The organism is Kitasatospora sp. NPDC048286, assembly GCF_043201735.1.
Lineage (GTDB): Bacteria > Actinomycetota > Actinomycetes > Streptomycetales > Streptomycetaceae > Kitasatospora.
The window spans coordinates 119,455-137,193 of sequence record NZ_JBICZE010000010.1 but is presented as its reverse complement, the minus strand read 5'-3'; the positions used below and the strand labels follow the sequence as shown (position 1 = coordinate 137,193).

19 protein-coding genes are annotated in these 17,739 nt (G+C 75.0%); 7 read left to right on the top strand and 12 right to left on the bottom strand.

What is annotated here, in order from left to right; all coding sequences use genetic code 11:
• Positions 1–4: 4 nt before the first annotated feature.
• The gene (locus ACGF13_RS24375; RefSeq protein ID WP_392878447.1) at positions 5–934 is read left to right on the top strand and encodes a proline dehydrogenase family protein; all 930 of its coding nucleotides are present in this window, start codon (positions 5–7) and stop codon (positions 932–934) included.
• Positions 935–991: 57 nt separating this feature from the next.
• Here ACGF13_RS24375 and ACGF13_RS24370 read toward each other — a convergent pair whose 3' ends face one another.
• Entirely contained in the window at positions 992–1,585 is a 594-nt protein-coding gene (locus ACGF13_RS24370) for a Uma2 family endonuclease (protein ID WP_392878445.1), read from the bottom strand.
• Positions 1,586–1,734: 149 nt separating this feature from the next.
• Here ACGF13_RS24370 and ACGF13_RS24365 point away from each other — a divergent pair, with 149 nt between their 5' ends.
• Complete coding sequence (locus ACGF13_RS24365; protein WP_392878443.1) at positions 1,735–2,427, top strand: RraA family protein; 693 nt, start codon at positions 1,735–1,737, stop codon at positions 2,425–2,427.
• A 6-nt stretch (positions 2,428–2,433) separates the two neighbouring features.
• Here the strand turns inward: ACGF13_RS24365 and ACGF13_RS24360 are convergent, their stop codons facing one another.
• From ACGF13_RS24360 to ACGF13_RS24345, 4 genes are all read right to left on the bottom strand, one after another.
• A complete protein-coding gene (locus ACGF13_RS24360) occupies positions 2,434–2,922 on the bottom strand; it encodes a GNAT family N-acetyltransferase (RefSeq protein ID WP_392878847.1) in 489 nt (162 codons plus the stop codon).
• 58 nt (positions 2,923–2,980) lie between these two features.
• Positions 2,981–3,946, bottom strand: coding sequence for an SGNH/GDSL hydrolase family protein (locus tag ACGF13_RS24355; protein WP_392878441.1), 966 nt, complete (start codon positions 3,944–3,946; stop codon positions 2,981–2,983).
• 124 nt (positions 3,947–4,070) lie between these two features.
• Positions 4,071–5,384 (bottom strand): TerD family protein, encoded by a 1,314-nt coding sequence (locus tag ACGF13_RS24350; RefSeq protein ID WP_392878845.1) that lies wholly within the window; start codon positions 5,382–5,384, stop codon positions 4,071–4,073.
• A gap of 172 nt (positions 5,385–5,556) precedes the next feature.
• On the bottom strand, positions 5,557–6,846 hold the full coding sequence (locus tag ACGF13_RS24345; RefSeq protein ID WP_392878439.1) for a hypothetical protein: 1,290 nt from the start codon (positions 6,844–6,846) through the stop codon (positions 5,557–5,559).
• 327 nt (positions 6,847–7,173) lie between these two features.
• On the opposite strand from ACGF13_RS24345, the gene ACGF13_RS24340 reads away from it, so the two are divergent.
• Positions 7,174–7,677 carry an SsgA family sporulation/cell division regulator gene (locus tag ACGF13_RS24340; RefSeq protein ID WP_392878437.1) on the top strand — a complete coding sequence of 168 codons (504 nt, stop codon included), beginning with the start codon at positions 7,174–7,176 and terminating at the stop codon, positions 7,675–7,677.
• 26 nt (positions 7,678–7,703) lie between these two features.
• On the opposite strand, the gene ACGF13_RS24335 is transcribed toward ACGF13_RS24340, so the two are convergent.
• The 3 genes from ACGF13_RS24335 to ACGF13_RS24325 form a co-directional block, all read right to left on the bottom strand.
• Positions 7,704–9,140, bottom strand: a complete 1,437-nt coding sequence (locus ACGF13_RS24335) for a GAF domain-containing protein (protein ID WP_392878435.1) — start codon at positions 9,138–9,140, stop codon at positions 7,704–7,706.
• Between the two features lie 192 nt (positions 9,141–9,332).
• A complete protein-coding gene (locus ACGF13_RS24330) occupies positions 9,333–10,604 on the bottom strand; it encodes a M48 family metalloprotease (RefSeq protein WP_392878433.1) in 1,272 nt (423 codons plus the stop codon).
• Positions 10,601–11,029, bottom strand: a complete 429-nt coding sequence (locus ACGF13_RS24325; protein WP_392878431.1) for a BlaI/MecI/CopY family transcriptional regulator — start codon at positions 11,027–11,029, stop codon at positions 10,601–10,603. Before ACGF13_RS24325 ends, ACGF13_RS24330 begins: the two co-directional genes overlap by 4 nt.
• 115 nt (positions 11,030–11,144) lie before the next feature.
• Here ACGF13_RS24325 and ACGF13_RS24320 point away from each other — a divergent pair, with 115 nt between their 5' ends.
• The 4 genes from ACGF13_RS24320 (at position 11,145) to ACGF13_RS24305 (ending at position 14,564) form a co-directional block, all read left to right on the top strand.
• Complete coding sequence (locus ACGF13_RS24320) at positions 11,145–11,813, top strand: DedA family protein (RefSeq protein WP_392878430.1); 669 nt, start codon at positions 11,145–11,147, stop codon at positions 11,811–11,813.
• Entirely contained in the window at positions 11,813–12,481 is a 669-nt protein-coding gene (locus tag ACGF13_RS24315) for a phosphatase PAP2 family protein (protein ID WP_392878843.1), read from the top strand. Before ACGF13_RS24320 ends, ACGF13_RS24315 begins: the two co-directional genes overlap by 1 nt.
• Before the next feature lie 275 nt (positions 12,482–12,756).
• Positions 12,757–13,878 (top strand): TIGR03364 family FAD-dependent oxidoreductase, encoded by a 1,122-nt coding sequence (locus ACGF13_RS24310; RefSeq protein WP_392878428.1) that lies wholly within the window; start codon positions 12,757–12,759, stop codon positions 13,876–13,878.
• Positions 13,879–13,889: 11 nt separating this feature from the next.
• Positions 13,890–14,564: a phosphonatase-like hydrolase gene (locus ACGF13_RS24305; protein ID WP_392878426.1), complete on the top strand. Its 675-nt coding sequence runs from the start codon at positions 13,890–13,892 to the stop codon at positions 14,562–14,564.
• A gap of 99 nt (positions 14,565–14,663) precedes the next feature.
• Here ACGF13_RS24305 and ACGF13_RS24300 read toward each other — a convergent pair whose 3' ends face one another.
• The 4 genes from ACGF13_RS24300 to ACGF13_RS24285 are packed head-to-tail and all read right to left on the bottom strand — an operon-like array spanning position 14,664 to position 17,569.
• Positions 14,664–15,293 (bottom strand): hypothetical protein, encoded by a 630-nt coding sequence (locus ACGF13_RS24300; RefSeq protein WP_392878424.1) that lies wholly within the window; start codon positions 15,291–15,293, stop codon positions 14,664–14,666.
• A complete protein-coding gene (locus ACGF13_RS24295) occupies positions 15,290–15,961 on the bottom strand; it encodes a hypothetical protein (protein WP_392878422.1) in 672 nt (223 codons plus the stop codon). The genes ACGF13_RS24300 and ACGF13_RS24295 overlap by 4 nt, the downstream gene beginning before the upstream one ends.
• The gene (locus ACGF13_RS24290) at positions 15,954–17,276 is read right to left on the bottom strand and encodes a putative T7SS-secreted protein (protein WP_392878420.1); all 1,323 of its coding nucleotides are present in this window, start codon (positions 17,274–17,276) and stop codon (positions 15,954–15,956) included. The genes ACGF13_RS24295 and ACGF13_RS24290 overlap by 8 nt, the downstream gene beginning before the upstream one ends.
• Positions 17,273–17,569 carry a hypothetical protein gene (locus tag ACGF13_RS24285; RefSeq protein ID WP_392878418.1) on the bottom strand — a complete coding sequence of 99 codons (297 nt, stop codon included), beginning with the start codon at positions 17,567–17,569 and terminating at the stop codon, positions 17,273–17,275. The genes ACGF13_RS24290 and ACGF13_RS24285 overlap by 4 nt, the downstream gene beginning before the upstream one ends.
• Between the last annotated feature and the right edge of the window lie 170 nt (positions 17,570–17,739).

The window sequence follows — 17,739 nt, the reverse complement described above, 5'->3', positions numbered from 1 at the left end:
CACGATGCTCCGTTCCGCCCTTCTCGCGGCCTCCCGGTCCCCGCAGGTCCGCACCGTGGTCGAGAAGTTCCCCCCGACCCACGCGATAGTCGAGCGCTTCGTCGCCGGCGACGTCCTCGACGACGCGGTCACCGCCACCGACGACCTGATCGCCACCGGCCGCAAGGTCACCCTGGACCACCTCGGCGAGGACACCAAGGACGCCGCCCAGGCCGCCGACACCGCCGTCGCCTACGAGCACCTGCTCAAGGCCCTCAAGGAGACCGGCCTCGCGGCCGGCGCCGAGGTGTCGGTCAAGCTGTCGGCCGTCGGCCAGTTCCTCCCGGTGGACGGCGAGAAGATCGCGCTGGAGAACGCCCGCCGCATCTGCGAGGCCGCCGCCGACGCGGGCACCACGGTGACCCTCGACATGGAGGACCACACCACCACCGACTCCACCCTCGCCATCGCGCGCGAGCTGCGGGCGGACTTCCCCTGGCTGGGCGTCGTGCTCCAGGCCTACCTGCGCCGCACCGAGGCCGACTGCCGTGACTTCTCCGGCGCCGGCTCCCGCGTGCGCCTGTGCAAGGGCGCCTACAAGGAGCCCGAGTCGGTCGCCTTCCAGGGCAAGCACGAGGTCGACCTCGCGTACGTCCGCGCCCTGAAGGTCCTGATGGCGGGCGAGGGCTACCCGATGATCGCCTCGCACGACCCCAACATGATCAAGATCGCCGGCCAGCTGGCCCAGTGGAACGGCCGCAAGCGGGACTCCTTCGAGTACCAGATGCTGTTCGGCATCCGCCCCGAGGAGCAGCTGCGCCTCGCCGGCGAGGGCAACACGATGCGCGTCTACCTCCCGTACGGCCAGGAGTGGTACGGCTACTTCATGCGCCGCCTCGCGGAGCGCCCCGCCAACCTGACCTTCTTCCTGCGCGCCATGGCCACCCGCGGCTGACCTCCGGCGTCCCAGGCCACGGCCCGCACCCCTGACGGGGGGTGCGGGCCGTCCGCGTCAGAGGAAGGGTTTGGTGTCGAGGTCGAACCCGAACGGCGCGGGGAGGGCGAGCGGTTCGCCGAAGGCGGCCAGGTGGACCTCCGTGTACTCCTCGCGGTGCGGTTTGGCGAAGAGGCTGACCTGGGACTTCTCCCGGTCGATGAGGAGGTAGAGCGGGATGCCGGCCCGGGCGTAGCAGTGCCGCTTGGTGATCCGGTCCAGATCCGGCTTGGCGGACGTCACCTCCGCCACCATGGCGACGCCGTCCGGTTCCATCCAGGACGGTGCGCCGCGGAAGAGACGGAGCTCCTCGGGGGCGAACGTGGCGTCGGGGATGACGTGGTTCTTCGGACAGAGACCTCCGCTCACGAGGCGCAGGCCCTTGCCGCCGGAGACGCTCATGTCGGTCTTGGAAAGCCTGATCACCTGCTTGAGCAGGTGGTTGATGTGGTCCTCGTGATCGCCGTCCGGCGGTGGTGCCACGATGATCTCTCCCTCGATGAGCTCGGCTCGGAAGCCTTCGGGGGAGTGCAGGCTCAGGAAGCTCTCCAGCAGGATGTCGGCCTGCGATGGGGAGCCCGTGATCGGTTGCTCATGCGCCACAGCACTCATGATGCTCCTCCTTCAGATGGCCGTCACGCTATTCGCGGCCCGGCCGGGCCGCGCCGTATGCGGCGGAGTTTCGCTCGATGGTGTGAGTTTGACGTCTCGCCTAGGATTCCCCTGCTGGTGAACTGGCTTTTCGAGCGGAGGAGTTGGGGATGCTGAAGGCTTTCGCGGAGCTGTCCACGCCGTTGGTGGCGGACGCCTGTGTGCGGCTCGGAGTGGGGCTGCGGGTGGCTCCGGCCGGGGTGGCGCCGGTGGTGGCCGGGGCCCGGGTGGCGGGGCGGGCGCTGCCGGTGCGGCACTACGGGAGCGTGGACGTGTTCCTGGAGGCGTACGGGTCGGCCCGGGACGGGGACGTGCTGGTGGTCGACAACGGCGGGCGCACCGACGAGGCCTGCATCGGGGACCTCGCGGTGCTGGAGGCGCGGGCCTCCGGGGTGGCCGGGATCGTGGTGTGGGGGCTGCACCGGGACACCGCCGAGCTGCGGGAGATCGGGCTGCCCGTGTTCAGTTACGGGGCGCTGCCGCTGGGCCCGGTGCGGCTGGACGCCCGGGAGCCGCAGGCGCTGCTGACGGCGAAGTTCGGGCCGCACCCGGTGAGCGCCGAGGACGTGGTGTTCGCCGACCCGGACGGGGTGCTGTTCGTGCCCGCCGACCGGGTCGCGCAGGTGCTGGAGACGGCCGGCGCGATCGCCCGGACCGAGCGCGAGCAGGCCGCGCGGATCGTCTCCGGGGACACGCTGCGCCGGCAGACCGGCTTCGACGAGTACCTGGAGCGGCGCGCCGCCGACCCGGCGTACAGCTTCCGCCGGCACCTGCGGCGGGTCGGCGGGGCGATCGAGGAGTGACGGGCCCTACAGCGGCCGGTGCATGACGTGCAGGCCGACGTAGCCGTCCACCGGGTGGTGGAAGGCCTCGGGGACGGTGCCGACGATCGTGAAGCCGAGTGACTCGTAGAGCCGCACGGCGTGGTGGTTGTTGGCGACGACCGCGTTGAACTGCATGGCGCGGAAGCCGCTCCGGCGGGCCCAGTCGAGGGAGTACTCGACCAGCGCCCGCCCGATCCCCCTGCCGTGGTGGGCCGGGTCGACCAGGTAGCTCGCGCTGGCGACGTGCGAGCCGTTGCCGGGGCGGTTGCGGTTCATGTTGGCGGTGCCGAGGACGCGCCCGTCCTCGTCCACCGCGACCACGGTGCGGTTCGGGGCGGTGAGCATCCACCACTCCCGGCCCAGCTCGGAGTCCATGTCCAGCGGGTAGGGGAACGTCTCGCCGGCGGCGATGACGGTGTGGAAGAACGGCCAGACGGCCGGCCAGTCCTCGGGGGCGGCCTCGCGGATCTCGATGGGCATCGGACCAGGATGGCCCCCGACGGGCGGGCGGGCGAACGGTTTTCCGGCCGGGTCAGCCACCGAGGACGGCCTTCTCGACCAGGGCGGCGGTGTGCGCCTGGCCGGTCGCGTTGGGGTGCACCACGGCGTACTCGAGGGGGAGGACGCTGGTCAGCACGCCGTCCAGCCAGTGGTCGGCGTCGCAGACGCTGTGGCCGGCGCTGGCGGGGTAGAGGTCCACGAAGGTGTCGCCGTGGGCGGCGGCGCTCCCGGCGATCAGCGCGTTGAGCGGCTCCAGGAGCGCGGTGCGGGCCCAGCCGAGGTCGCCGGCGGTGAAGGTGCCGAACTGCAGGAGGTTGCCGTACTGGCAGAGCGCGGCGTTCTCGGGGACGAGGTGCGGGTAGCCGACGGCGAGGACCTTGGCGGACGGCGCCTTGGCGTGCAGCGCGGTCAGCATCCGGTCGTAGCCGTTCCGCAGCCGGTCGAAGCGGTCGGGCAGGCTCGCGTCGAACTTGTCCTTGCAGGGGGTGCCCTGGCCGAGCCGGACGGCGCCGAGTTCGATGCAGCTCTTGAGGATCTCGGCGAAGCCGAGGTCGTTGCCGCCGACCCCGACGGTGACCAGGTCGGTGGCCGCGTCGACGGCGTCGATCTGCGGCGGGACGGCCGGGTAGGGGCCGTTCGGGTCGGTGCCGAGCGGCGGGAGCGGGCGGCCGAGCGGGGCCTGGGCGGTCGCGTCGACACCGTCGGTGGTGGCGCCGCTGCAGCTGACGTTGCGCAGGTCGACCAGGGAGCCCAGGTCGCGGCGGACGATCTCGGGGTGGGACTCGACGGTACGGGCGCAGCCGTCGCGCGGGTCCGTCTCGTCGCCGGTGGCCTCGATGACCCCGGCGGTGTAGGAGTCGCCGAGGGCCGTCCACCGCAGTGCGGCGGCGCGGTCGCCCGGCCGGGCGGCGGCCTGGGCGGTGGTCGGGGTGGTCAGCCCGGCGGCGAGCACGGTGGCGGTGCCGGCGACGGCGAGGCGGGACAGGAAGCTTGGCACGGCTCTCCTCCTCGGGGTGCGGGGGAGAGTGCGGTTCACCCCCCTGAGAGTCAATCGAGTCGCCGTGTGGACGACTTGATGCCTCAGAGGGGTGAATCCGCGGGCGTCGCGGTGACGCCGGGGGTCAGAGCGCCGCGGCGGCGGGCTCGATCATCGCCCGCGCGGTCTTGCCGTCGACGTACTCGCCGAGCGCCGTCATCTCCCACTCACCGCCAGGGCGGCGGACCAGCTTGCACATCATCACACCGGTGTGGGGCTCGGAGTGGGTGAGGTCGAAGCGGACCAGCTCCTCCTCCGTGCGGGCGTCCAGCAGCCGGCAGTAGGCGTCGCGCACGTCGGTGAACTTCTGCCCGGAGAAGGAGTTCACCACGAAGACCAGCCCGTGGACCTCGGCCGGCAGGCCCTCCAGGTGGACGGTGATCACCTCGTCGTCGCCGCCCTCGCCGCCGACCAGGTTGTCGCCGGAGTGGGAGATCGCGCCGTTGAAGATGTTCAGCTTCATGAACCAGGCCGTCTCCAGCCGCTTGTGCCGGGCGTCGAAGGCGAGGCAGGAGGCATCCAGGTCGACGGCGCGGCCGCGGGCGGCGGACTTCCAGCCGAGCGCCATCCGGACGGAGGAGAGGAACGGGCGGCCGTTCTTGACCAGGGAGACCGAGCTGCCCTTGACCAGGTTGACCCGGCCCTTGTCCAGGGTGATCTTGGCCGGAGCCGGAGCCGGAGCCGGAGCCGGAGCCGGAGCGGCGGTCTGGCCGGTGGCGAGTGCGATCCGCGGGTCGACCGGGGCGGTCGGCGGTACGGGCGGCATCGGCGGGGCGGCCGGCGGGGCCGGGAGCTGGACGGTCCGGTCCACCGAGACCGGAGGCGCGACCGGAGCGGCGGGCGCCGGGGCCGGGGTGGCGGGCGCCGGGGCCGAAACCGGGGCCGGGGCCGGGGCCGGAGCCGGGGAGTCCTCGACGGTGACGCCGAAGTCGGTCGCGATGCCCGCCAGGCCGTCGGCGTAGCCCTGGCCGACCGCGCGCACCTTCCAGACGCCGCCCCGCAGGTAGACCTCGACCACGATGAGCGCGGTCTCCAGGCCCAGCCGGGGCGGGGTGAAGGTGACCAGCGCCTCGCCGGTGTCGGCGTCGCGGACGGTGGCGGTGGGCTCCATCCCGGCGAAGGTGGAGACCTGGTCGGCGGGGCTCGCGGTCACCACGATCTTGGTGATGCCGGCCGGGACGGCCCGGGTGTCGACGGTGATCGCGTCGGGGGAGCCGGCGGTGGCCGGGCGGTGGCTGACGCCGGGGCCGTTCGGGGCGTTGAAGAAGACGAAGTCGTCGTCCGAGCGGACCTTTCCGGCATCGGTCAGCAGCAGGCCGGAGACGTCCAGCGCCTTGGGCGCGGTGACCTCGACGGTCACTCGCGCGGCGGTCAGCGGTGCGTTGCCGCCTTGGGTCAGGACGGTGGACACGGACTCCTCCTCGGGTGCGGATCGGCGGCCCGGCCGGGGCCGTCGGGGGCGCCGGGCCGGGTGCTGCCCACAGTAACGAACGGGGGTACGGGGATGCGCCCGTCCGGAACGGCCTGCTGCCGGATCGTCGAACGACCGTTACGGGGCGGCCTTCGGCAGGTCAGCGTGCCGTGGCGGCAGGGGCGGTGGCCACCCCGGTACCCGCCCCGGGGGTCGTCCCGGAGGCCGGTGCGGGCAGCGGCTGCACCGGGCCGAAGGTGCCGAGCGCGGCCACCGCGCGGGGGTGGTCGAGCGCGAAGGCGGAGACGCTCCAGCCCTCCACCGGGGCCGCCCTGCGCACCCCGGCGGACGGGTCGGCGGCCGGCCGGGCACCGAGGACGCCGAAGGTGTAGGTGCCGGGCCGGACGTCGGTGCCCGGCGGGGTGGTGAAGCGGTAGACGAGGGTGCCGCGCTCCTGCTGGGCGGTCACCACGGCGCCCGGCAGGTCGGTCCAGGCGGTGCCGTTGCCGGGGGCCGACTCGCCCGGGGCGAGCCGGAACTCGGCCTGGAACGCGGTGACCGGCTCGGCCACCGCGAGGGTGAGCCGGTGGCGCAGGCCGTCGCGGCCGAGCGGGGAGAGCCGGGCGGCGCCGGTCAGCGCCTGGTCGGTGTCCGCGGAGGGCCGGGGGCCGGCCGGGCCGTTGCCGTTGCCGTCGACCGTGTCGGCCGGGGCCTCCCCGGCGGCCGGGAGGGGAGCGAGCGGCGGCGGCACGGGGCGGGTGGGCGCGGTCGGCCGCAGCCCGGGGAGGTTCGGCGCCGGGCCGGTGGCGGCCGCGCCCTGGTCGGGCTGCCCGGCGCCCGGGGCGGGAGCCGGACCCGGGGCGTAGCCGGGCTGCTTGGCGTTCGGGACCGGGGGGACGGAGAGGGAAGGGGAGGGCGAGGGGTCGGCCTGGACGCGGGCCTCGGTGCCGGCGAGCTGGGTGCCGGAGGCCGGCGCGTCCTGCCCGGCCGAGGCCTGGCCGCCGGTCTGGGGCGCGCCGGGGCTCCCGCCGTGGGGCACGGACGGGGAGGCGGCGACCGGCGCGGGCCCCGTGGGGTGCGCCGAGAGGCGCGAGGAGGGGTTCGGTGAGGGCCGGCCGCCGACGGGGCGGCCGGAGGAGGAGCCGGGTGACGGGCCGTCGGTCGGGGTCTGCGCGGAGGCCGCCTCGGTCTGGTCGGTGGTGCCCGGCGTGGGCGGCGGGGTGGTGCCGACCCGGGCGACGCCGGCCCGGCGGCCGATCCCCTGCTGCTCGTTCAGCAGCAGGGTGGTGGCGATGCTGATGCCGACCACGGTGGACATCGCCATCGCGGCGCCGGAGAAGCGCAGGGTGGGCAGTCGGAACAGCCCGCCGAACGGGCGCGGCCGCCCGTGCCGGCCGTGCCGTGCGGGCTCGTGCTGCACGTCTCGCGCGGTGTCCTCGCGCACAGCCACCGGACCCCTCCCTCCCCGAAGCCGCCGTCGCGTCGCCGTATTCTCCCACGCGTCGCCGCCGGGCCCGGCTCCGGCCGCCGAGGACCGGTTCCGCGCGGGCCCGCGCGGGGAGGGGGAGAGCGTACCAGCGGGCGACCGCACCCCGGTCGGTTCCCATCCACTTCGTGGACACCCGTTCGATACGCGGAAGTTGACACTCCGTCCGACAAGCGCGGTAAGGGGTGGCCGCGCCGGACGGGGGGCGTTGCAACCCCCTTGCAACCCTTGCCCGGTGCGCCGGGTGTGACGCACGCTGAGGGCATCCCAAGCCGCCCCGGAGAGACCGTCATGCCGCCCGACCCGCTGTCCGCAGCCTCCAGTGCACCCCTCGCCGCCACCCCCACGGGCGGCGATGGGGACGGCTCCACCGCCGCTCCGGCGGCGGTGGAGGAGGAGGTGCTGATCCTGCGAATCTCGCTGGGCGAGGAGGTGGTCGGCGAGGTGCTCACCCGGTTCCGGTTCGACGCCGCGCGCCCGTACGAGGTGCTGCTGACCTTCCACCTGGGGCGGCCCGACGAGGCCGACTGGGTGTTCTCCCGCGAACTGCTGCGCGACGGCCTGCGCGCGCTGAGCGGTCAGGGCGACGTCAAGCTGTGGCCGGCGTACTGCCCGTGCCACGGGGCGACGCTGCACCTGGCGCTCGAGTCCCCGCACGGCAGCGCGCTGCTGGAGGCTCCCAGGCCCCGGGTGCAGGCCTGGCTGGACCGCACCTACGCGCTGGTCTCCGAGCGTCAGGAGCGGGTCTGCGGCCCCACCGACGCCGACCTGGCCGCCCTGCTCGCGGACGGCTGAGGCCGACCGAGGCCGGTGCCGCGGCGTCAGCGACGCCCCGCCGGACCGGCGGCGCGCGGCGGCGGGAGGGACGGCGTACCGGGCAGCCGGGCCGTCCCCGCGGCCAGCGCGGCCCGCAGCCGCCGGACGGCCGGGGCCGAGGAGGCGGGCAGCAGGTCGTACGGGTCGTCCGGCCCGTCCACGGTGACCAGCACCGACTCCGCGAACCGGTACGGCCGGTGGGCCAGCAGCCCGCCCAGGTAGCGGCGCAGCCGGGACAGCTCGGCGCGGACCGTCACCGTCCGGCGGGCGTCGTCGAACAGCGCCTCCGCGAGCTGGGCGGCGGTGCTGCCCTCGCGTCCGGTGGCGAGCAGGAGCAGCAGTTCGGCGTGGCGCGGGCTGAGCGGGTGCGACCAGCTGTCGGCCGCGCTCCGGACGGACAGTTCCGGGCGGTCCGGGCGCCGCAGGTCGAGCCGGAGGTGGGCACCCTCGGCCTGTTCGGCGGTCACCGCGCCGGAGCCGCCGTCCTCGGGTGACCGCACCGGGCGCACCAGCCAGCCGTCGGCGAGCGGCTCCAGCACGCACTCGCCCAGGCCCGGCACCCAGTGCACGGCGGCCGGGGTCCAGCCCCCGCTGGGCACCCGCAGCCGGCCGACCGGCGGCAGCCCGGCCGCGGCGGCGGTCCAGCCGGCCGCGTCCACCACCAGCGCCGGGCCGCCGACCCGGGCGAGCAGCGGGGCGGCCAGGGCGCGCAGCTCGTGCAGCGCCTCCAGCCGTCGGGCGCGCAGCTCGGTCTCGGCGAGCCGGGCGGCGGTGGCGGTGAGCTGGAGCAGGTACGGGCGGACGCTGTGCGCCGGGACGCTCAGGTTGACGGCGCCGACCAGCTGCCCGGTGCCGGGGTCGCGCAGCGGCGCGGCGACGCAGGTCCAGGCGTGGTGGCTGCGCAGGTAGTGCTCGGCGGAGTGGACGTGCGTCGGGCGCCGGATGCGCAGGGCGGCCGCGATGCCGTTGGTGCCGACGCGCTCCTCGGTCCAGCGGGCGCCGGTGATGAAGCCGATCCGGTCGGCGCTGCGGCGCAGGCCGCGCTCGCCCTCCTGCCAGAGCACGTGGCCCTCGGCGTCGGCGACGGCCACCAGCAGCGGGGCCGCGCCGCCCACCTCCAGCAGGGTCTCGCGCAGCACCGGCAGGACGGTGTCGAGCCCGCTGGTGCGGCGGCGCTGTTCTATCTCGCCGGGGCCGAGCAGGACGGCGGCGGCGCCGCTGTCGGGGTCGAGGCCGAGGCGTCGCAGCCGGGCCCAGGAGTCGCCGATCTCGGGCCGGGGTTCGAGCAGGCCCGGGCCCGCGGGCTGCGCGGTGAGGGCGGGGGCGGCCAGTTCCCGGGCGGCGGCGTCGGCGAGGGTGCGGTCGTGGACCTTGGCCAGTTCCGTCGTGGTCGGCGGGGTGCGGCGCTCTGGTCGTCGGGACTGCCGTCCGGTCTGCCGCACGCGCTTCGCTCCTCGCCACCGTTCGAGGACGCGCCGGGGCCGACGCGCTGACGAAAGCGTACGGGGGCGGTGGGCCGCTGGGGACGGGGTCCGGCAACTCCGCCTACCGGGCGGTACGGAACCGTGGCCGGCCCCCGGGCCCCGGCGGCGCCCGGCGGGCGTTCGGCGGCGGGGCCCGGGGGCCGGGCGGGATCAGTGCCGCGCGCCGGTGCCCTGCTGGGCCGCCTCCACGGTGTGGTGCAGGTCGGCGGTGGCCTCCAGGGTGGCGCCGGTGCTCAGCACCAGGCAGGCGGCCAGGGCCACGGCGGCGGCCCGCAGCCAGGTGCCGGGGGCGCCGGCCGGGCGGGGCTGGAGCAGGGCGGCGACCCGGCGCGGGACCGGTCCCGAGTGGGCGGCGGCGACCAGCCGGGGGCGGCCCGGCCAGGGGGAACGGCTCGCGGCCAGGGCGGCCCGGCCGACCGCGCGGGCGGTCACCGCGCGGTCGCCGACCCGGGCCGCGGCCACCTCGTCGGCCCAGCGCTCCAGGTGGTACCCGAGGGGTGCGCGCAGCGGGCGCAGGGCCGGGTGGATGCCGGCGGCGTGCTCGGCGAGGGCGAGGAAGACGTGGTGGCGGGCGGTCAGGTGGGCCCGTTCGTGGGCGAGCAGGGCGGAGCGCTCGGGGGCGCTGAGGGCGCGCAGCATGCCGGAGGTGACCACGATCCGGCCGGGCTCGCCCGGTCGGCCGGGGCGGCCCAGGCGGCCGGGCAGGGCGAAGGCGTCGGCGCACTCGTCGTCCAGGACGGTGAGCGGGTGGTCGGCGGTCCGGAACAGTGCGGCGGGCCGCAGGCGGGTGGCCGTCCGGAGCAGTGCGGCGGGCCGTGGCAGGGCGGCCGGCCAGGCCGGGAGGCGTGACCGGCGCACGGAGGCGTGTGGGGGGCGCATGTCCGGATGCTGGACGGAGGAGCGCTCGCGGAGCGGGTGGTGGGCGCCGGTCCGGTCCGTACGGTGATCGTCGGCAGCCGCGGAACCCACGGCACCGAGGGCACCCCCGACACCCACGGCGCCGGCGCGGTCGGCGAGGCTGCCGTCGGTGCCGCCGGAGGGTTCCGTGCGGGGCGCGTCGTGGGCCGGGAGCGCGGCCCTGGCGATGCGCAGCTCCCGCAGTTGCCGGCGTGCGGTGCGCACCGCCAGCGCGCCGAGCGCGAGGAGCGCCAGGGCGGCCAGCACGGCCGCGAACGGCGCGTCGGGCGAGGCCGCGGTGAGCCAGGGCAGTGAGAGGTGGCCGAGGGCGGCGACCGGTGGGAGCTGGAGCAGCCCGTCGACGGCCAGCAGGCCGAGCGAGCAGAGGGTGCCGCCGGCCAGGACGGCGGCGCTGCCGGCCAGCATCCAGGCGGCGGCCCGCGGCGGCAGCGCCTCGGCGAGGCGGCGGGCCAGCGGGGCGGCCAGGAAGGGCAGCAGCAGCGGGACCCAGACGGCGAGCATCATCGGCCGGCCGCTCCCGGTGCGCCCGGCCCCGTCGGATCCGCCTCCGGGGCGTCCGGGGCGCCGTCGCCGAGCAGGTCGCGCAGCAGCTGCTCGTCCTCGGCGGAGAGGTCGGAGACGAAGCGGGCCAGTACGGTGGAGCGGTCGGCCTCGCGGCCGAGCTCGGTGTGCATCCGGCGGGCGGCGAGCCCCGCGGTGTCCTGGACGGTCGGAACGTAGGCGTAGGCGCGGCCGGCCCGGGTGCGCTCGACCGTCCCCTTGTCGAACAGCCGGGCCAGGATCGTCGCGACGGTGGTGCGGGCGAGGTCCCCGCCGAGCGCGGCCTGGACGTCCTGCGGCGTCATCGGCTGCCGGGTGGACCAGAGGGCGGCCAGCACCTCGGCCTCCAGCTCCCCGGCGGGCCGGCGGGCGGACGGTACGTCGGGCATGGCGGCGCTTCCTCCAAGTTTCGTCTACAGTCATGTAGACCGTCTACGCGACTGTAGACGATCAGGGCGGGTTCCGGTGCGAACCGCCCTCCAACGTACGGGAGGTCCGTCGGCCTTGCTCCAGTTCCTCGCCGATCCGGCCGTTCACCTCGCGGTGAACCCGCTGGACGCGTCCTCACTTCTCGCCGCCTTCGGCGCGCTCGGCATCGCCGTGGTGCTGTTCGCCGAGACCGGCCTGCTGGTGGGCTTCTTCCTGCCGGGCGACTCGCTGCTGTTCACCGCCGGACTGCTCTGCGTGCCCGGCGCCACCCAGGGGCCGCAGCTGGAGCTGTGGCAGGTGCTGCCCGCCGCCCTGGTCGGCGCGCTCGGCGGGGCGCAGGTCGGCTACCTGATCGGCCGGCGCGGCGGCCGGGCGCTGCTCGCCAGGACCAGGCGCAGGAGCCTGCTGGAGGGCGTGGCGCGGGCCGAAGAGCTGCTGGCCAAGTACGGCCACGGCAAGGCGATCGTGCTCGCCCGGTTCATCCCGGTGGTCCGTACGGTGCTGAATCCGCTCTGCGGCGTACTCGAGGTGCCGGTCCGCTCGTTCACCTTCTGGCAGGTGGCCGGCGGCGCGATCTGGACGGTCGGCGTGGTGTTCGCCGGCTACGGGCTGGGCTCGTCCATCCCCGGTATCGACCAGTACCTGCTGCCGATCATCGGTCTGGTAGTAGTTGTCTCCGTGCTCCCCATTGTTCTCGAACTGTTCCGCGCCCGTAAGGCGCGACGTCACGGAGGTGACGCGTGATGTCCTCCCGGGCGCTCGCCGTGTACGACGGCAGCGGAATCGACGGCGGCCTGTACAGCCGGGTCAACGGCTGGGCGCAGTCGGCGCCGCACTGGCTGGACGAGCTGATCAAGGTCTGGTCGGCGCTCGGCCTCGGACTGTTCGCGGTCTTCATGGTCTACGCCTGGTGGCGGGCGCGCGGCGCGGACTCGGCCGTGATGGCCAGGGTGCTCGCCTCGCCGCTGATCGTGGTCGTCGCGTACGGCGTCAACTCGGTGTTCAAGGGCGCGGTCGAGGAACTCCGGCCGTGCGCGCAGATCCCCGGCAGCGTCGCGCTGGAGACCTGCCCGGGCACCGGGGACTGGTCCTTCCCGAGCAACCACTCGGTGATCGCCTTCGCCGCCGCGGCCTCGCTCTGGTTCGTCAACCGGCGGCTCGGCTGGGTGGCCGGCCTGTTCGCGGTGCTGATGGCCGCCTCCCGGGTCTGGGTCGGCGTGCACTATCCGCACGACGTGGCGGTCGGCGCGCTGGTCGGGCTGCTGGTCGCGGTGCTGCTGGCGCCGCTCGCCGGACGCTGCGGGCCGCTGGTGGACCGGATGCGGGCGGGCGCGCTGCGCCCGCTGCTCGGCGCGGGGGAGCTGCCGGTGGTCGCCCGCGGCTACTCCGGGTACCGGGCGCAGGGGCGCTGATCCGGGTGATCCGGGCCGTGGTCGGCCGCCGGGCCGCCGCCGTTCCGTAGTTCTTTCTCGCCCCTTGTCCGGCCTCGGACGACGGGTGGGGCAGGTGAGCCGGGCGTGGAGCCTCCTCCGGGGGGCCCGCCCGGCTCATTCGTGTCCGGGCGCGGGTGGTGCGGTCGTAGCTCCCACCGACCCAGCGCGGGTTGTCTGTACAACTTCCCAGGTGGTTCATCTGCGGGACGGCGGGTCGACGCCCCTGGGACACCTGGGCGCACCAGCCTGGACGCATGAGAGTCATCGTCGTAGGAGCAGGCGTGCTCGGCAGCATGCACGCCTGGCAGGCCGTCGAGCGCGGCCACGAGGTCATCCACCTGGAGCGCGAGACCGAGGCGCGCGGTGCCTCGGTGCGCAACTTCGGCCTGGTCTGGGTCAGCGGCCGGGCACAGGGCGAGGAGCTGGACACCGCGCTGCGGGCCCGCGAACTGTGGGAGTCCATCGGCTCCCGCGTCCCCGACCTCGGCTTCCGGGCCAACGGCTCGCTCACGGCCATCCGCACCGAGGCCGAACTCGCCGTCGCCGAGCAGGCCCTGACCCTGCCGGACGCCGCCGCCCGCGGCTACAAGCTGCTCGACCCGGACGAGACCCGCGCCGTCAACCCGGCCCTGCGCGGCAAGCTGCTCGGCGCCCTGTGGTGCGAGCGCGACGCCGCCGTCGAGCCCCGCACCGCCCAGCGCGCGCTGCGCGGGTACCTGGAGTCCACCGGCCGGTACACCTTCCTGCCCGGACGCGAGGTGCGCGAGGTGGTCGGCGAGAACGCCGTCCGCGACGACCACGGCGACGTCCACACCGGCGACCTGGTGATCCTCTGCACCGGCGCCTGGCTCGGCGGCCTGGTCCGCGAACTCGCCCCCGCCCTGCCGGTCCGCCGGGTGCGGCTCCAGATGATGCAGACCGACCCGCTCGGCGAGACCCTGACCACCTCCGTCGCCGACGGCGACAGTTTCCGCTACTACCCCGCCTTCGCCGGCACCGCCCTGGACCGGCTGCGCGAGACCCAGCCGCAGCCGCCGGTCGCCGCCGAGCACAAGATGCAGCTGCTGATGGTCCAGCGCCGCGACGGCGGCCTGACCATCGGCGACACCCACGAGTACGACCAGCCGTTCGGCTTCGACGTCGTCGAGGACCCGTACGACCACCTGGTCGGCGTCGTCGAGGAGCTGCTCGGCCGTCCGATGCCGCGGATCCGCCGCCGCTGGGCCGGGGTGTACGCCCAGTGCGTCGACTCCAGCCGGGTGGTCCACCGCGAGCGCGTGCGCGACGGCGTCTGGCTGGTCACCGGCCCCGGCGGCCGCGGCATGACCTGCTCGCCCGCCATCGCCGAGACCACCGCCGAACTCGCCAACCTGTAAGGAACGCTGTCATGACCAACGACATCCGCCTGGTCGTCCTCGACATGGCCGGCACCACCGTGGCCGACGACGGCCTGGTCGAGCAGGCCTTCACCGCGGCCGCCGCGAAGCTCGGCGTCGAGGCCGGCAGCCCGGAGTTCGACCCGATGCTGGCACACGTCCGGGCCACCATGGGCGAGTCCAAGATCTCCGTCTTCCGCCACCTGTTCGGCGAGGAGGAGAAGGCCCGGCTGGCCAACACCGCCTTCGAGGCCGCCTACGACGACCTGGTCGACGCCGGCCACTGCGCCCCGCTGCCCGGCGCCGCCGAGGCCATCGCCGAACTGCGCGGCCAGGGCCGCAAGGTGGTCCTCACCACCGGCTTCTCCCGGACCACCCAGGACCGCATCCTGGGCGCCCTCGGCTGGCAGTCCGTCGCCGACCTGACGCTCTGCCCGGCCGACGCCGGCCGCGGCCGCCCGTACCCCGACATGGTGCTCACCGCGCTGCTGCGCACCGGCACCGACTCGGTCCGCCAGATCGCCGTCGCCGGCGACACCGGCTACGACATGCTGACCGGCACCCGGGCCGGCGCCCCGGTCGTCGCCGGCGTCCTCACCGGCGCCCACGACGAGGCCCGCCTGCGGGCCGACGGCGCGACCCACGTCCTCGGCTCGATCGCCGAACTGCCCGCGCTGCTGGGCTGACCGGGCGTTCCCGCGGCGGGCGGGTGTCGTGACGAAAGCGTGCGACGCCCGCCCGCCGCGGTCCGCCGGGACGGGCGGCAGGGGTGGTGAGCGGTCGGCTCAGGCCAACGACGCCCCGGGCCTGCGCACGGACCAGAGCACGGTGCCGTCGATCAGGACGTTGCAGCCGAGGAACAGCAGCAGGTAGCCGGGGGAGTCGGCCTCGCCGGGGAGCTTGGGGGCGACCCGCCCGGCCGGGTCCATCCGGACGGTGACCACGTCACCGCGCTTGAACCGGTGGGAGTCCTCCTTGAGGGGGCCGCCCGGCACCGCGTCGGCCGACCCCGACGCGACCAGGCTGTACGCCCGACCGGAGTCGTGCAGCACGTTGGTCACCTCCGAGTCGGTCACCACGGCCTGCACCGTCCGCCCCGAGCCGAGGATCAGGTTCGCCCAGGCCTCGGCGCCCGCCAGGTACGCGACGAAGCCGACGGCGGAGATGCCCAGTCCCCAGGCGACCATGTTCTTCCGGAACCGGGGGTTGCTGTCGGCGTCGCGGCGCACGGCGAACGCGTACAGCACGACCAGCGGGTAGACGAGCCCCACCACAGCGGCGAGGTACGCGTTGACGTAGACGTTCAACGCCATGACGCCGAGGAGCACGGCGGTGGTGACGGCGACGAGGCCCAGGGCCCCGCCGAACCGGCGGAGCCCGCTGCGCCCCTCCTCGGCCGACTGGTCGAGTGTCATCCGAAGGCCTTCCGGATGTTGTCCTGCCGCTCGGGCGGCAGGGCGTCGCGGGTGTCGTCGCGTGGTGGGTGGAAGGAGATCCCGCCGATGGCGGCGCCCACCAGGACCGACCAGCCGTCCCAGTAGTCCGGGTGCTGGGTGGTGAAGACGACGGCGAGCACGTGGGGGCTCCACGGGTGCGCGAACAGGGCCTCCAGCTGGCGGACCCGGGCGACGCCCGATTCCGGCAGGCCGTAGGCCGTCCCGGGCACGGGGACGGACAGGTCGCGGACGGTCACGGCGGCCCGGCCGAGCGGGAAGTCGAGGACGGCGACGTCGGCGTCCGGCCAGGCGGCCGCGAGCTCCCGGGCGGCGCGCTGGGGGTAGCCGCCCGGGGCGCCCTGCTCCTGCTCGCGCAGGAACAGGCTGAACACGCCCTGGACGATCGCGCCCTCCTCGGTCTGCACCAGGCAGTTGGAGATGTGGACCGCGCCCTCGCGCAGCTGCGCCTGGAGGGCGAGCTCGGCGGAGACGGCGATGCCGAGCTTCTGCTCCGGACCGGCGTCGGTGAGCGCGTCGAGTCCGTCCACGATCCGGCACATCCGGTCGCCCGGGTCCTCGGCGAGGTCGATGTCGGTGAAGCCCTCGGGCAGGGACAGCCAGAGGGACGGGGCGGTCGTGTCAGTCATGTCCCACTCCCCAGACTCCGGTGACGATCGCGCTGCCGCCGCCGAGCAGCGCGGGCAGGATGCGGCCCTTGCCGCTGCCGCCGATGACGCCTCCGGCACCGTTGAGCGCGGTGCCGCCGCCCGTGGTGTAGTTGATCGCGGCGCCCAGTCCCGGGCTCGGGTCGTCCGTGGTGAGGCCTATCGCGGTGGGGGCCGTCAGCGCGAGCCCGCCGGTCGCCTGCACGCCGTCGGAGACGTTCATCGCGGCGGCCTTGGAGAGCCCGAGCTTGACGGCGGGCTTCTCGACCAGGTTGGTGAAGACCGGGTTGGCCGGGTCGATCGCCCGGGCGGCGGTGCGGACCTCCTTGGCCGTGGCGCTCACGGCCTTGACCCCGCCCTCGGCGGCGCGGGCACCCCGGAACGCGGTGACCCCGCCCTTGACGAGGGCACCTCCGGGGAGCGCCCCGAGAAGGTCGCCGGCCAGGGTGAGGTCGTTGCCGAGGTTCGCCATGCTGGTCGGCAGCAGTCCCTTGATGCCGTACTGCTGCGCGTGCCAGCCCGCCGCGGCGGCGCTCAGCAGGATGGCGGGCAGCGCGAACGCGGGGCAGAAGATGGCCGTGACGCCGCAGATGCCCGAGGCGACCGTCAACAGGTCCCCGCCGTGCTTGCCGAACCAGTCGCCGACCTTGCTGAGCCAGCCCGGCTCCGGCGGGGCCTTGCTGTCGGCGGCCTTGCGGACGGCCTCGGCGGTCTTCCTGGCGTCCGCCTCGTGGGTGCCGGCCAGCTCGTGGGCCTGCTTCTGCAGGCCGGCCAGCTCGTTGGTGGCGCTGGTGAGCAGCTCGGCGGCCGAGTCCAGGTGGCCCTTCGCCGTGTTGTAGCGCTGCTCGGCGGCGGCGAGGCTCGCGTCGTCGGGGAAGTACCGCCCGGCCAGCTGGAGGTCGGGGGCGGTGGCCGCGGCGCTGTGGGTGCGGTCCGCCTCGTCCTTCTTCTTCTTGGCGGCGACCGCGGAGGCGGCCAACTCGGCCGCCCTGGGCTGGTGTTCGGTCAGCGCCTTGTACCAGACGTCGAGCGCCGTGTAGGCGGCGGTGATCGACTCGGAGGCGTCCTGGAGGTAGCCGGGCAGCTTGCCGAACTGCTGGGCGAACTGCTTGGCGGCCTCGCCCGTCCACTCGCCCTGGTCGGCGGAGAGCTGGGCGAGCGTGGTGTGCACGCCGCTCAGGTGCTGGCCCACCCGGCGCAGGCCGTTGCTGAGCGCGGTGACGGCGCCGGAGTCGCCGGGGGTGGGGTCGAAGCCGAGACCGGACCAGTCGGGCGCCACCGGCGCGGGGGCGCTCACGACTGCCCCGCCGGGGCGAGGACCTTGACGATGCTCTGCTCGGTGCCGTCGTAGTTCTTCTGCACCTGCGCGAGGCCCTCGTCCAGGACCTTGACGCACTCGCGGACCTTCTTCAGACCGAACTGCCACTTGTCCTTGAAGTGGCCGCAGGCGTCGTCCAGGAAGTCGTAGCCGGTGCCGGTGTGGCCGGCCGCCTCGAACGCCTTGAGCCCCTGCTCCAGTTCGTCGCCGCAGCCTCTGAGGTCCTGGGCCAACTTGGCGAGGAATTCGGTACTGACCTTGAAGTCGGACACTGTCGCCCCCCGATGCGTCGCTTGTCGAACCGGGCGAGCATAGTCCTCGGGGACGCGCCGGTGATCGCGGGAACCGGCACCGGGGGCCGTCATCACGGGACTTTTACGGGCCGTCGACGCCTTCTTGACGCCGGCGGCCCGGCCCTGGGGCGGACATCCGCGACGGGGGC

What these genes read in the sequence shown, in the direction of transcription:
- ACGF13_RS24375 (WP_392878447.1), top strand. Translation starts at nt 5, where the DNA reads ATGCTCCGTTCCGCCCTTCTCGCGGCCTCCCGGTCCCCGCAGGTCCGC.
- ACGF13_RS24370 (WP_392878445.1), bottom strand. Translation starts at nt 1,585, where the DNA reads ATGAGTGCTGTGGCGCATGAGCAACCGATCACGGGCTCCCCATCGCAG.
- ACGF13_RS24365 (WP_392878443.1), top strand. Translation starts at nt 1,735, where the DNA reads ATGCTGAAGGCTTTCGCGGAGCTGTCCACGCCGTTGGTGGCGGACGCC.
- ACGF13_RS24340 (WP_392878437.1), top strand. Translation starts at nt 7,174, where the DNA reads ATGCCGCCCGACCCGCTGTCCGCAGCCTCCAGTGCACCCCTCGCCGCC.
- ACGF13_RS24330 (WP_392878433.1), bottom strand. Translation starts at nt 10,604, where the DNA reads ATGATGCTCGCCGTCTGGGTCCCGCTGCTGCTGCCCTTCCTGGCCGCC.
- ACGF13_RS24325 (WP_392878431.1), bottom strand. Translation starts at nt 11,029, where the DNA reads ATGCCCGACGTACCGTCCGCCCGCCGGCCCGCCGGGGAGCTGGAGGCC.
- ACGF13_RS24315 (WP_392878843.1), top strand. Translation starts at nt 11,813, where the DNA reads ATGTCCTCCCGGGCGCTCGCCGTGTACGACGGCAGCGGAATCGACGGC.
- ACGF13_RS24310 (WP_392878428.1), top strand. Translation starts at nt 12,757, where the DNA reads ATGAGAGTCATCGTCGTAGGAGCAGGCGTGCTCGGCAGCATGCACGCC.
- ACGF13_RS24305 (WP_392878426.1), top strand. Translation starts at nt 13,890, where the DNA reads ATGACCAACGACATCCGCCTGGTCGTCCTCGACATGGCCGGCACCACC.
- ACGF13_RS24300 (WP_392878424.1), bottom strand. Translation starts at nt 15,293, where the DNA reads ATGACACTCGACCAGTCGGCCGAGGAGGGGCGCAGCGGGCTCCGCCGG.
- ACGF13_RS24295 (WP_392878422.1), bottom strand. Translation starts at nt 15,961, where the DNA reads ATGACTGACACGACCGCCCCGTCCCTCTGGCTGTCCCTGCCCGAGGGC.